A 13051-nucleotide genomic window follows, 5' to 3' on the forward strand; every position below is an offset into this window, starting at 1 on the left:
CGGCCCCCGCGACCGGTGTCGCGGGGGCCGTCTCGCGTTCTACTGCGCGGACTCGGGCTTGTCGGCCTTCGGCGTGGCGTCCACGCCGGCCTCCTTGCGCTGCTCCACGCTGATCGGGGTGGGCGCCCCGCTCAGCGGGTCGTAGCCGGACGCCGTCTTCGGGAACGCGATCACGTCCCGGATCGACTCACCGCCCGCCAGCAGCATGCAGACGCGGTCCCAGCCGTAGGCGATGCCGCCGTGCGGCGGCGGGCCGTACTTGAACGCCTCGAGCAGCCAGCCGAACTTGCTCTCGGCCTCCTCCTTGGAGATGCCGAGCACGTCGAACACGCGCTGCTGCATCTCGGCGCGGTGGATACGGATCGAGCCGCCGCCGATCTCCATGCCGTTGCAGACCATGTCGTAGGCGTAGGCCAGGGCCTCGCCGGGGTTGTCCTGGAAGTTGTCGGCCCACTCCGGCTTCGGAGAGGTGAACGGGTGGTGGACCGGGGTCCAGCCGCCCTCTCCGTCCTCCTCGAACATGGGGGCGTCGACGATCCACAGGAACGACCACTGCGACTCGTCGATCAGGTCGCAGCGGCGGCCGATCTCCAGGCGGGCCGCGCCGAGCAGGTCGCGGGAGGCCGCGGGCGCGCCGGCCGCGAAGAAGACCGCGTCGCCGGGCTTGGCGCCGGTCGCCCCGGCGAGGCCGCCCAGCTCGGTCTCCGAGAGGTTCTTGGCCACCGGGCCGCCCAGCGTGCCGTCCTCCTGCACCAGCACGTACGCGAGACCGCGCGCGCCGCGCGACTTGGCCCAGTCCTGCCAGGCGTCGAGCTCCCTGCGGGTCTGCGAGGCGCCGCCCGGCATCACGACCGCTCCCACGTACGGCGCCTGGAAGACGCGGAACGAGGTGCCGGAGAAGTAGGCCGTGAGGTCGGTCAGCTCGACACCGAAGCGCAGGTCCGGCTTGTCCGAGCCATACCGCGCCATCGCCTCGGCGTACGTCATCCGGGGCAGCGGCGTGGGCAGCTCGTAGCCGAGCGTCTCCTTCCAGATCCGCCCGATGAGCGCCTCGCCCAGCTCGATCACGTCGTCCTGGTCCACGAACGACATCTCGATGTCGATCTGGGTGAACTCGGGCTGCCGGTCGGCCCGCAGGTCCTCGTCGCGGAAGCAGCGGGCGAGCTGGTAGTAGCGCTCCAGGCCGGAGACCATGAGGAGCTGCTTGAACAGCTGCGGCGACTGCGGCAGGGCGTACCAGTTGCCCGGCTGGAGCCGTACGGGCACCAGGAAGTCGCGGGCGCCCTCGGGTGTCGAGCGGGTCAGGTTCGGGGTCTCGACGTAGACGAACCCGCGCTCGCGCATGACCTCGTTGGCGAGGTAAGTCGCCTGCGAGCGCATCCGCAGCGCGTCGGCGATCCGCTGGCGGCGGATGTCGAGGTAGCGGTACTTCAGCCGCGCCTCCTCCGACACGCCCGCGCTGCCCTCGATCGGGAACGGCAGCGGCGCCGACTCGCTCAGCACCTCCACCTCGGAGGCGACGACCTCGATCTCGCCCGTGGGCAGATCGGGGTTCTCGTTGCCGGCCGGGCGCTGGCGTACCTCGCCTGTGACCTTCACGCAGTACTCCGCGCGCAGGTCGTGGGCGTGGTCTTCCTCCCGGAAGACCACCTGGGCCGAGCCGGAGGCGTCGCGCAGGTCGATGAAGACCACGCCGCCGTGGTCGCGCCGACGCGCCACCCATCCGGCGAGCGTCACCTTCTGGCCCGCGTGCTCCTTGCGGAGCGTGCCTGCCTCGTGGGTGCGGATCACGAGAGTTTCCCCTTCAAGAACTCGACGACCTCCGCGAGCGGAACCGCGGTCTGGTCGGCTGTGGTCAGGTCCTTCACTTGCACGGCGCCCGCCTCGATATCTCGGTCGCCGAGGATGAGCGCGTACCGCGCGCCGCTGCGGTCGGCGGCCTTCATCGCGCCCTTGACGCCACGGCCGCCGAAGGCCATGTCGACCGCGAGACCGGCCCGGCGCAGCTCGCTCACGAGCGGGAACACGCGCCGCCTGGCCTCCTCGCCGAGCGGCACGGCGAACACCTCGACGCCGCGGGGGCGCTCGGCCAGCAGGCCCTCGGCCTCCATCGCCAGCACCGTGCGGTCCACCCCGAGGGCCCAGCCCACGCTCGGCAGCGCCGGGCCGCCGATCTGCTCGCTCAGCCCGTCGTAGCGTCCTCCCCCGCCGACCGCCGACTGGGCGCCCAGGCCGTCGTGCAGGAACTCGAAGGTCGTACGCGTGTAGTAGTCCAGGCCGCGCACGAGCCGGGGGTCGTCCTCGTACGCCACGCCGGCGGCCGTCAGCAGGCCCCTGACCTCCTCGTGGTAGGCCTTGCAGGCCCCGCACAGGTGATCGGTGACCAGCGGCGCGTTCTCCAGCTGCGCGCGCACCTCGGGGCGCTTGTCGTCGAGCACCCGCAGCGGGTTGATCTCGATCCGGTCGCGGGTGGGCTCGTCGAGGTCCAGGCCGCGCAGGAAGTCCTGCAGCGCGGCGCGGTAGGCCGGGCGGCACTCCTTGCAGCCCAGCGAGTTCAGCAGCAGCCGGACGCCGCGCAGGCCCAGCGAGGCGTAGCCGTCCATCGCCAGCACGATCAGCTCGGCGTCGAGCGCCGGGTCCTCGGCCCCCAGGGCCTCCGCCCCCACCTGGGAGAAGTGGCGGTAGCGCCCCGCCTGGGCCCGCTCGTAGCGGAAGTAGCTGCCCGAGTACCAGAGCTTGATCGGCAGCGGCCCGCCGTACAGGCCGTGTTCGAGCACGGCCCGCATCACGCTCGCGGTGCCCTCGGGGCGCAGTGTCAGCGACTGGCCGCCCCGGCTCGTGAACGTGTACATCTCCTTGGTCACGATGTCGGTCGACTCGCCGACGCCGCGCGAGAACAGCGCCGTGTCCTCGAAGGCCGGCGTCTCGATGTAGCCGTAGCCGGCGCGGCGGGCCGGCGCGGCCAGGGCGTCCCGTACGGCGAGAGCCCACTCCGAACGCGGGGGCATCCAGTCGAAGGTGCCCTTGGGCGCCTGAAAGGTCATCACAATCCCCTGGTCGGGCCGGCGTGCGGCGCGACGTCCCTGAGGAAGGGGTTGGTCGCGCGCTCGCGGCCGATGGTCGTCTGAGGTCCGTGGCCGGGCAGGACCGTGGTCTCGTCCGGCAGCGTCAGCGTCTCGGCGAGGCTGCGCAGGATGGCGGCGTAGTCGCCGCCGGGCAGGTCGGTACGGCCGATGGAGCCGGCGAACAGCAGGTCGCCCGCGAACAGGACCTGGAAGTCCTCGACGGGCGTCCGGAACGTCACCGACCCCCTGGTATGGCCCGGCCTGTGCTCGACCGTGAACTCGAGCCCGGCCAGCGACAGCACAGCCCCGTCGGCCAGCTCCCGCACGTCGTCGGGCTCGGAAAGTTTCAGCCCGCCGAACGCCTGGCCCGCCTGCGGCGGGAACCCCTTCGCCGGGTCCGACAGCAGATCGCGGTCCTCCGGGTGGATCCACGCGGGCACGTCGCGGGCGCCGCACACCGGGGCCACCGACCACACGTGATCGATGTGACCGTGGGTGAGCAGCACCGCGACCGGCTTCAGCCGGTGCTCGCGCAGCAGCGCGTCGAGATCCTCCACGGCATCCTGACCTGGGTCGATGACCACGCACTCCTCGCCTGCTGCGGGAGCGACGACGTAACAGTTGGTCTGGAACGACCCTGCGGGAAACCCGGCGACGAGCACGGAAGCGGCCTCTGCGTCTCTACGGATCAATCAAGGATTGCGCGAGCGAATGTAACCGAAGGGTACCGGTGCGGGTCGGCAGGCTGCGAACCAATACCCGTCAGCCGATACGATTCGCCCACCTCAATAGTCATTCTTGGAGCAGTCGAGCCGGATGCTATAGAACAGGTCGCCGTTCCCGGAGCACCTCCCGGGTGTGGCGGGCACGCGCCGGCGAGATCGCGTCCGGGCGTACGACCATGGGAAACAGGACGAGTCGGGAGGTCGAAGTGGTCACCGGCAAGGACCGGCAGAAGCAGCTGGCCCGGGAGCACTACGAACGGCAGTTGCAGGCACGCGTGGAGCGCGAGCAGAAGTCGCGGCGCAACGCGATCATAGGCACCACCGCGGCCGTGGTGGTGGTGATCGGCGGCGTGGTGGCGGCGACGACCCTCCTCGGCCGCGACGACAGCGACGCCACCGCGGCCGCGTCGCCGTCGGCGAGCATCAAGCCCGCGGTGGCCGACCCCAAGCCGTACGACCCGGTCAAGGGCACCTGCGGCTACGTCGCCGACGAGGGCAGCGGCCAGGTCAAGAACGTCGGCACGCCGCCGGAGAAGGTGAGCACCGCCCCGGCGATGATGACCATCAGGACCAACCTCGGCGACATCGTCGCGAGGCTGGACAGCGAGAAGGCGCCCTGCACGGTCAACTCGTTCAAGTTCCTGGCTTCCAAGGACTACTTCGACAACACGAAGTGCCACCGGATGGGCACGGACTTCCCGATCCTGCAGTGCGGCGACCCGCTGGCCAAGGCCGACGGCAAGAACCCGACCGACGGCCAGGGCGGCCCGGGCTACCGCTTCGCCAACGAGAACCTCGCGGGCGCGAAGTACACACGGGGCGTGCTCGCGATGGCGAACAGCGGCCCGAACACCAACGGAAGCCAGTTCTTCATCGTGTTCGGGGACACCGGACTGACGCCCGACTACACGCCTTTCGGTACGGTGACCAAAGGACTCGAAATCGTGGACAAGGTCGCCAAGAAGGGCGTCATCCCCAGTGCCGGCGGGGACGGCACTGGTGCCCCGAAGCAGCCCGTGGTCATCAAAGACGTGACAATCACCAGCAAGAGCTGACGTAATACAACCAAGGGCACATCGAGCCCTGGAGGCTGATTCAAGTGCGGGAGGACACGGTGAGCACCGACCCGTGGGGCCGGGTAGACGAGGACGGCACCGTCTACGTGCGTACGGCTGAGGGAGAACGGGCCGTCGGGTCCTGGCAGGCCGGTGAGCCGGAGGAGGCACTGGCCTACTACCGCCGGAAGTTCGACGAGCTGGCGGGCCAGGTGCAGCTCCTCGAGCAGCGGGTGCGCGGCACCGACCTCGCGCCGGCCCAGGCCGAGTCGAGCATCGCCAAGCTGCGTGAGTCGGTGGCCGAGGCGCACGCGGTCGGCGACCTCGGCTCGCTGCAGGACCGGCTGACGGCGCTGACCGAGCTGGTCGGCAAGCGGCGCGAGGAGCTGCGGGCCGCGCGCGACCAGGCCCGGGCGCACGCGCGTGAGGTGAAGGAGCGCATCGTCGCCGAGGCCGAGCGCATCGCCGAGGAGACGACGCACTGGAAGTCCGGCGGCGAGCGGCTGCGGCAGCTCGTCGAGGAGTGGAAGGCCGCCGAGCGGGTCGACCGGGCCACCGAGGCGACGCTGTGGAAGAGGCTGTCCACGGCGCGTACGGCCTTCGCCAAGCGGCGCAAGGCGTACTTCTCCTCGCTCGACCAGCAGCGCGACGCGGTGCGCGGCACCAAGGAGCGCATCGTGAGCGAGGCGGAGGCGCTGGCGGACTCGACGGACTGGAACGCCACCGCGGCGGCCTACCGGGAGCTGATGCGCGAATGGAAGGCCGCCGGGCGCGCCTCCCGTGAGGTCGAGGACGAGCTGTGGGCGCGCTTCAAGGGCGCCCAGGACCAGTTCTTCCAGACCCGCTCGGCGGTGTTCGCGGAGCGGGACGCCTCCTTCGCGGCCAACGCGGAGGTGAAGGAGGCCCTGCTGGCCGAGGCCGAGAAGCTGCTGCCGGTCACCGACGCGCGTACCGCGCGCTCGGCGCTGCGGGGCATCCTGGAGCGCTGGGAGGCCGCGGGCCCGGTGCCGCGCGACCAGCGCGACCGCCTGGAGGGCGGGCTGCGCAAGGTCGACGACGCGGTCCGCAGGGCCGAGGACACCGAGTGGAAGCGCTCCAACCCCGAGGCCAGGGCTCGCGCCCAGGACACGGTCAACCAGCTCCGCAGGTCCATCGACCAGTTGGAGACGCGGCTGGCCAAGGCCCAGACGGCCGGCCGGGACAAGGACGTCAAGGAGGCGGAGGAGGCCCTGTCCGCCCGCCGCTCCTGGCTCGAGGAGGCGGAGCGGACGCTCGCCGAGTTCTCCTGACCCGCTTCGAGCGCGTCCCGGCGTGACCTCGTGTCGCGCCGGGATTCGCATGTCCGCCGCCGCTTCGTGAGGACGCGCCCCGCCGCAGCCTTGTGAGGTCGCGCCCCGCCGCCGCTTTGTGAGGTCGCGCCCCGCCGCCGGGCAGGGGCCGTCCGGTCGTCGGCCCGCCGGGCCGTGGTTCCGGCCGCAGGGGCCGCGGGTCGTTAGTTGGTGACGCGGTAGACGTCGTAGACGCCCGCGACGTTGCGCACCGCCTTGAGCACGTGGCCGAGGTGCTTGGGGTCGCCCATCTCGAAGGTGAACTTGCTGATCGCCACCCGGTCGCGGCTGGTCGCCACCGAGGCCGACAGGATGTTCACGTGCTGGTCGGAGAGGGTCCGCGTGACGTCCGACAGCAGGCGGGGCCGGTCGAGCGCCTCCACCTGGATGGCGACGAGGAAGACCGAGTCGTCCCCGGGCGACCAGGAGACCTCCACCAGCCGGTCGGGGTGGGAGTTGAGCTGCTCCACGTTGGGGCAGTTGGTGCGGTGCACGGAGACGCCGTGGCCCCGCGTGACGAACCCGACGATCTCGTCCCCCGGAACCGGGGTGCAGCAGCGCGACAGGCGGACCCATACGTCCGGGTCGCCCGCGACCATCACGCCGGCGTTCGAGTTGGCCCTCAGACGGCCCTTGAGCCGCGTGGGGACCTGGGCCTCGGCGATGTCCTCCTCGGCCCCCTCGACGCCGCCCAGGGCCTGTACGAGCTTGTCCACGACCGACTGTGCGGTGAGGTGTCCCTCGCCGACAGCCGCGTACAGGGCCGAGACGTCGGCGTAGCGCAGGTCTCTGGCCAGGGCCAGCAGCGCCTCGCCGGACATCAGCCGCTGCAGCGGCAGGCCCTGCTTGCGCATGGCCCGCCCGATCGCCTCCTTGCCCGCCTCGATGGCGGTCTCGCGGCGCTCCTTGGTGAACCACTGACGGATCTTGTTGCGGGCCCGGCCGCTCTTGACGAACTTGAGCCAGTCCCTCGACGGCCCTGCGTCCGGCGACTTCGACGTGAAGATCTCGACCGTGTCGCCGTTGCCGAGACGGGACTCCAGCGGGACCAGCCTGCCGTTCACCCGCGCGCCGATACATCGGTGGCCGACCTCGGTGTGCACGGCGTACGCGAAGTCGACGGGGGTGGCGCCCTCGGGCAGGGCGATCACCTGGCCGCGCGGGGTGAAGACGAACACCTCCGAGACCGACAGGTCGAAGCGCAGCGACTCCAGGAACTCCCCGGGGTCGGAGGTCTCCTTCTGCCAGTCCAGCAACTGGCGGAGCCAGGCCATGTCGTTGACCTGCTTGACCTTGCCGGCGCCGGCCCCGGTCATCTCCTCCTTGTACTTCCAGTGCGCGGCCACGCCGTACTCGGCGCGGTTGTGCATGGCCCGCGTGCGGATCTGGAGCTCGATGGCCTTGCCCTCGGGTCCCATGACCGTCGTGTGGAGCGACTGGTACATGTTGAACTTGGGCATGGCGATGTAGTCCTTGAACCGCCCCGGCACCGGCTTCCACTGGGCGTGGATCGTTCCGAGCGCGGCGTAGCAGTCGCGGACCGTGTCGACCAGCACGCGGATGCCCACCAGGTCGTAGATGTCGTCGAAGGCCACGCCCTTGGCGATCATCTTCTGGTAGATCGAGTAGTAGTGCTTGGGCCGGCCGCGCACGGTCGCCTTGATCTTCGCCTCGCGCAGGTCGGCGGAGACCTTCTCGATGACCTCGTGCAGGAACAGGTCGCGGCGCGGCGCGCGCTCCGACACCATCCGGGCGATCTCGTCGTACCGCTTCGGGTAGAGCATGGCGAACGCGAGGTCCTCCAGCTCCCACTTGATGGTGTTCATGCCGAGCCGGTGGGCCAGCGGCGCGAAGATCTCCAGCGTCTCGCGGGACTTCTGCTGGCGCTTGTGCTCGGGCATGTAGCGCATGGTCCGCATGTTGTGCAGCCGGTCGGCCAGCTTGATCACCAGCACGCGGATGTCGCGCGACATCGCGACGACCATCTTGCGCACGGTCTCGGCCTGCGCGGCGTCGCCGAACTTCACCTTGTCGAGCTTGGTCACGCCGTCGACGAGCAACGCGATGTTGTCGCCGAAGTCGGCTCGTAACTCGTCGAGGCTGTAGGCGGTGTCCTCGACGGTGTCGTGCAACAGGGCGGCGCACAGCGTCTCGTCGTCCGTGCCCAGCTCCGCCAGGATCGTCGCCACCGCGAGCGGGTGGGTGATGTACGGGTCGCCGCTCTTGCGCTTCTGATCCCGGTGGTGATAGGCGGCGACGTCGTACGCGTGCTCGATCAGCCGCAGGTCTGCTTTGGGATGGGTGGCACGGACCGTCTTGAAGAGCGGCTCCAACACCGGATTCATAGCACCCCACTGCCCCCCGAAACGGGCGAGCCTCCGTCGCGTGGCCGGCGACGCCGGCTTGTCCTCCGGGACCGCCGCGGGGTCGCGCGCCGCGTCGGGGGGCACGTCTGCGACGGGCTCGGGGGCGTCGCGGGAGATCACTCCGCGATCGACCCGCGCGCTGTCGGGTACGACCACATCACGGGGCACACAGACTCCTCACGTCGAGTCCAGATTCCACAGTGTATCCGTGCCGCCACAGCACTCTCGGCCGCGTGCCCCCTGACCGGCCCGCGCGGCTCAGACGGTGAGCAAAGTGCGGACGTCCAGGCCCGGCAGCCGGTCGCGGCCGGAGAGGAAGGACAGCTCCATCAGGAAGGACACGGCCACGACCTCCGCGCCCGTCCTTCTGACCAGCTCCACGGCCGCCCGGGCCGTGCCGCCCGTGGCGAGGACGTCGTCCACGATCAGAACCCGGTCGCCGGGGTCGAAGGCGTCGGCGTGCACCTCGATCGTCGCGGAGCCGTACTCGAGATCATAGGACGCCTCGTACGTGTCGGCGGGCAATTTGCCCTTTTTGCGCACTGGTACGAACCCGGCGCCGCTGCGGTAGGCCACCGGCGCGGCGAGGATGAAGCCCCGCGCCTCGATGCCGACCACCTTGTCGAACGCCAGGCCGTCCCCGAGCTCGCCCACGACCTGCGTGAAGGCCGCGTGGTCCGCCAGCAGCGGGGTGATGTCCTTGAAGAGGATGCCCGGCTTGGGGTAGTCCGGGACATCCCTGATGAGAGCCGTCCAGTCAGTCACGACGCCCAAGCCTAGTGCCGCGACCGGCGAGATCTGCCCGGACGGAGCGGTGTCCAGAGTGGCGCATCGCAAGGCGGAGGAGGAGCTCGCAGCCGGAGGCTACGGGCGGTCTTCCGGGGCCCTGCGCGGAGATTCCGAGCTTGCGAGGAATCTCCGTGGGTGGGGCGACAACGCGGCGAGGGGCCGCTCTGGGCGACGTGACGGGGCGAAGATCGGCGGGAGGGGCACTGGTAGGGAGACCGGAACACGAAGGCGCCCCCGGAACCGGGAGGGTTCCGGGGGCGCCCTGCGACGAGCCGGGATCAGCGCTTCTTGCGCTTCTCCGTGGTCGTGGTGGTGACGTTCTGCGAGCCGGCCGAGACGGGCTCCTTGGCGGCGGCCTTGGCGGCCGAGACCTGCTTGGCGTGCACCCGCTGGGCCAGGGCCTGCCACTTGGGCTCCCGCTCCTTGAGCGTGACCAGGATCGGCGTCGCCACGCACAGGGACGAGTAGGTGCCGACGATCATGCCGACGAACAGCGCCAGCGACAGGTCCTTCAGCGTGCCGGCGCCGAGCAGCGTGGTGCCGATGAACAGGATCGCCGCCACCGGCAGGATCGCCACCAGCGAGGTGTTGAGCGACCGGATCAGCGTGTGGCTGAGCGCGTTGTTGGCGGCCTGCGTGTAGGTCATCTTCGCGCTCGTGCCGAGCTTGCCCGTGACCTCCTTGATCATGTCGAAGACGACGACCGCGTCGTACAACGAGTAACCGAGGATCGTGAGGAAGCCCAGCATGGTCGCCGGGGTGACCTCGAAGCCCGACCAGGCGTAGACGCCCGCCGTGATCACGAGGTCGTGGACGAGGGCGACGATCGCCGCGAGGGCCATCCGCCACTCGAAGGCCACCGACAGGTACAGCATGATCGCGATCATGAAGACCGCGAGGCCGATCCAGGCCTTCTGCGAGACCTCGCCACCCCAGGTCGCGCCGATGACCTGCGAGCTGACCTGGTCCTCCGTGACGCCGTACTTCTGGGCGACGGTCTTCTGGACCTTGGTCACCTCGTCGCCCTTGAGGCTCTCGGTGGTGACCCGCCAGTTCGGACCCGCCTGCTGCACGATGACCTGGTGGACTCCGGCGTCCGCGACGGTCTCGCGGACCTGTTCGAGGCTGGAGCCCGGTGTGCGCTTGAAGTCGAAGACAGAGCCGCCGCGGAACTCCACGCCCAGGTTCAGCCCGTTCAGCGCCAGGCCCAGGATGGAGACGGCCAGCAGGAACACCGACAGGCCGTACCAGATCTTGCGCTTGCCGACGAAGTCGATGTTGATGTCGCCGCGGTAGAGGCGGCTGATCACTCCCGGCATCACGCCTCCTGCAGGGTCTGCTCGGCGGGGCTGGTGCGGCCCATGCGCTCCGCGTCGAGTCCGGACAGCTTGTGGCCCTTCGAGAAGAACCGCAACCGCGCCACGAGGGACATCAGCGGCTTGGTGAACAGGAACACCACCACGATGTCGATGAGCGTGGTCAGGCCCATCGCGAACGCGAAGCCGGCCACGTCGCCGACCGCGAGGAAGAACAGCACCACCGCGGCGATGAACATGACGGCGTCGGCGACCAGGATGGTCCGCCGGGCGCGTCGCCAGGCCACCTCCACGGCCGAGCGCAGTGTGCGGTGGCCCTCCTTGATCTCGTCGCGGATCCGTTCGAAGTAGACGATGAACGAGTCCGCGGTGATGCCGATCGAGACCACCAGACCGATGATGTGCGGCAGCGAGAGCCGGAAGCCGGCGTTGTGGCTCAGCACGTCCACCGTCAGGTACGTGAACACGGTGGCCACGCCCAGGCTGGCCATGCCGATGAGCCCCAGGCCGCGGTAGTAGAGCAGCAGGTAGATCATGACGACGATCAGGCCGAGCGCGCCGGCGATCAGACCGCCGTGAAGCTGGTCCTGGCCGAGGGTCGAGGAGACCGACACGACCGAGCTCTGCTGGAACTTCAGCGGCAGCGCACCGTACTTGAGCTGGTCGGCCAGCTCGGTGGCGGTCTTCTGCGTGAAACTGCCGGAGATGCGGGCGCTGCCGCCGGGGATGGCCTCCTCGATCGTCGGAGCGACGATGACGACGCCGTCCAGCACGTTGGCGAGCTGGTTGCGCGGGGCCGGCAGGCTCGTGATGCGCCGGGTGATGTCGGCGAACTGCGTGGCGCCCTTGGACTTGAAGTCGACCTGGACGATCCACTCACCGGTGGTGGGGTCGGTGCCCGACTGCGCGCCGCTGATCTCGGTGCCCTGCACCGCGGCCTTGTCCAGGATGTACCGCGCCGAGCCGTCGTCGCTGCAGGCGACGATCTGCTTGTTCGGGTCGTCGACGGCGCCCTGGCCGCGGTTCTTCGCGGTGCAGTCGATCGTGCGGAACTCGGCGAGCAGCGCCGGGTCGATGCCGCTGGTGTCCTGACCGGCCAGTGGGTCGCCCGTGTCCTGCGGAGCGGCCGTCGGCGTGGGGCTGGGAGCCGCCGCCGAGGGCGAGGCCTTGGCCCGGTTCGCCCGGGCGGTCCCTGCGCCGGCCCTGCGGTGCGTCGTGGCCCTCGCCGAGGTGCTCGGGTCCGGCGACGGCGCGGTCAGCGCCTTCGACAGGGCACGGCCCGCCGGGGTCGCGTTGCCGTTCGGGGCCCCGCTCTCCCTGGCCGGCGTGGACGCCTTCGAAGTGGTCGCGGGCGTCGCCGCGGCCGAACCGCTGGGCGTGGGAGCCGCGGTGGGCACCTGAGCCGGCTGGTTCGTCGCGGCTGCCACCGCGAGCACCTGCCGCATACGCAGTTCGGCGGTGGTCGACACCAGCCGGAGCGCCTCGTCACGGCCCGCGCCCGGGATCTGGATCACGATGTTGTCGTTCGACTTCGCGACCTGGGCGTCGGAGATGCCGGTGCCGTTGACGCGCTGCCGGATGATCGTCACGGCTCGGTCGAGGCTCTCCTGCGACGGCGTCTTCCCGTTCGCCATGACCGGCGTGAGCGTCACGGTGGTGCCGCCCGCGAGGTCGAGACCGAACTTGGGGACGAACGCCTTCTGGAGGGCGACCGTCGCGCCCATGACGAGGATGAGCGCAAGGAGCAACAGGAGTGTGCGTCCAGGCTTGCTCTGGCTACTGGTCGGTGGGGCCACTGGAGGTCAGTTCTTTCGTCGAAAGGTTGTGATCAGCCTACTTAGGACTGCTTGGTGCTCGTATCGTCACCGTTCCCCGTGTCGGAACCGTCCGTCACGGTCTCCTCGGCCTCCTCGTCCGTCACCTCGTCCACGGGAGTGAGCACCCTGCCGATCGCCGCCTTCGCCCAGCGGGTCTCGACGCCGGGGGCCACCTCCAGCACGACGTCGTCGTCCTGGAGTGCGACGACCGTCGCGAACAGGCCTGTCGTGGTCATGACCCGGACGCCCGGGGTGAGGGAGTTCTGCATCTGGACCTGCTCCTGCTGCCGCTTGCGCTGGGGGCGGATCAGGAGGAAGTAGAAAACCACTACCAGCAAGATCAGTGGCAGGAACGTCCCAAGCGGGTTGTTACCCACGGGGGCCACCCTTCCGTAACGTGATGAACCGGCCTGACGCCGGAGGTCTTGTGCGCTTCACACGCGGGCCACCGCGACTTCTCGCGTGTGCGGCCAGTCAAGCCACGCAGTGTATTCGAGCCCGCAGAAGCCCGGCAACGAACCCACGGCTCGACGGGCAGGAAAGTTCCCGTTTCATGGGCTTCGCAATCGGTCTGTTACCTCTTTGCCCCG

10 protein-coding genes are annotated in these 13051 nt (G+C 70.0%); 2 read left to right on the forward strand and 8 right to left on the reverse strand.

What is annotated here, in order from left to right:
- Positions 1 to 39 precede the first annotated feature (39 nt).
- The 3 genes from aspS to QSK36_RS29730 are packed head-to-tail and all read right to left on the reverse strand — an operon-like array spanning position 40 to position 3727.
- On the reverse strand, positions 40 to 1791 hold the full coding sequence (gene aspS / locus QSK36_RS29720) for an aspartate--tRNA ligase (protein ID WP_285784647.1): 1752 nt from the start codon (positions 1789 to 1791) through the stop codon (positions 40 to 42).
- Complete coding sequence (hisS, locus tag QSK36_RS29725; RefSeq protein ID WP_285784648.1) at positions 1788 to 3044, reverse strand: histidine--tRNA ligase; 1257 nt, start codon at positions 3042 to 3044, stop codon at positions 1788 to 1790. Before hisS ends, aspS begins: the two co-directional genes overlap by 4 nt.
- Positions 3044 to 3727, reverse strand: coding sequence for an MBL fold metallo-hydrolase (locus tag QSK36_RS29730; RefSeq protein WP_285784782.1), 684 nt, complete (start codon positions 3725 to 3727; stop codon positions 3044 to 3046). The genes hisS and QSK36_RS29730 overlap by 1 nt, the downstream gene beginning before the upstream one ends.
- A gap of 269 nt (positions 3728 to 3996) precedes the next feature.
- Between QSK36_RS29730 and QSK36_RS29735 the strand changes: the two genes are divergently transcribed.
- Positions 3997 to 4845: a peptidylprolyl isomerase gene (locus QSK36_RS29735; RefSeq protein ID WP_285784649.1), complete on the forward strand. Its 849-nt coding sequence runs from the start codon at positions 3997 to 3999 to the stop codon at positions 4843 to 4845.
- Positions 4846 to 4904: 59 nt separating this feature from the next.
- Positions 4905 to 6134, forward strand: a complete 1230-nt coding sequence (locus QSK36_RS29740; protein ID WP_285784650.1) for a DUF349 domain-containing protein — start codon at positions 4905 to 4907, stop codon at positions 6132 to 6134.
- Positions 6135 to 6337: 203 nt separating this feature from the next.
- Here the strand turns inward: QSK36_RS29740 and QSK36_RS29745 are convergent, their stop codons facing one another.
- The 5 genes from QSK36_RS29745 to yajC form a co-directional block, all read right to left on the reverse strand.
- On the reverse strand, positions 6338 to 8518 hold the full coding sequence (locus QSK36_RS29745; protein WP_285784651.1) for a RelA/SpoT family protein: 2181 nt from the start codon (positions 8516 to 8518) through the stop codon (positions 6338 to 6340).
- Between the two features lie 279 nt (positions 8519 to 8797).
- Complete coding sequence (locus QSK36_RS29750) at positions 8798 to 9304, reverse strand: adenine phosphoribosyltransferase (protein ID WP_182899032.1); 507 nt, start codon at positions 9302 to 9304, stop codon at positions 8798 to 8800.
- Between the two features lie 302 nt (positions 9305 to 9606).
- The gene (secF, locus tag QSK36_RS29755; RefSeq protein ID WP_183537186.1) at positions 9607 to 10647 is read right to left on the reverse strand and encodes a protein translocase subunit SecF; all 1041 of its coding nucleotides are present in this window, start codon (positions 10645 to 10647) and stop codon (positions 9607 to 9609) included.
- Positions 10647 to 12392 (reverse strand): protein translocase subunit SecD, encoded by a 1746-nt coding sequence (gene secD, locus QSK36_RS29760; protein ID WP_352241128.1) that lies wholly within the window; start codon positions 12390 to 12392, stop codon positions 10647 to 10649. The genes secF and secD overlap by 1 nt, the downstream gene beginning before the upstream one ends.
- A gap of 89 nt (positions 12393 to 12481) precedes the next feature.
- Positions 12482 to 12838 (reverse strand): preprotein translocase subunit YajC, encoded by a 357-nt coding sequence (gene yajC, locus QSK36_RS29765; protein ID WP_139575024.1) that lies wholly within the window; start codon positions 12836 to 12838, stop codon positions 12482 to 12484.
- Positions 12839 to 13051: the final 213 nt, after the last annotated feature.

The sequence above is a fragment of the Microbispora sp. NBRC 16548 genome (assembly GCF_030268985.1).
GTDB lineage: Bacteria > Actinomycetota > Actinomycetes > Streptosporangiales > Streptosporangiaceae > Microbispora > Microbispora catharanthi.

Coding starts and splice junctions, on each gene's coding strand:
- hisS (WP_285784648.1), bottom strand. CDS start 3,044: ATGACCTTTCAGGCGCCCAAGGGCACCTTCGACTGGATGCCCCCGCGT.
- QSK36_RS29745 (WP_285784651.1), bottom strand. CDS start 8,518: ATGAATCCGGTGTTGGAGCCGCTCTTCAAGACGGTCCGTGCCACCCAT.
- secF (WP_183537186.1), bottom strand. CDS start 10,647: ATGCCGGGAGTGATCAGCCGCCTCTACCGCGGCGACATCAACATCGAC.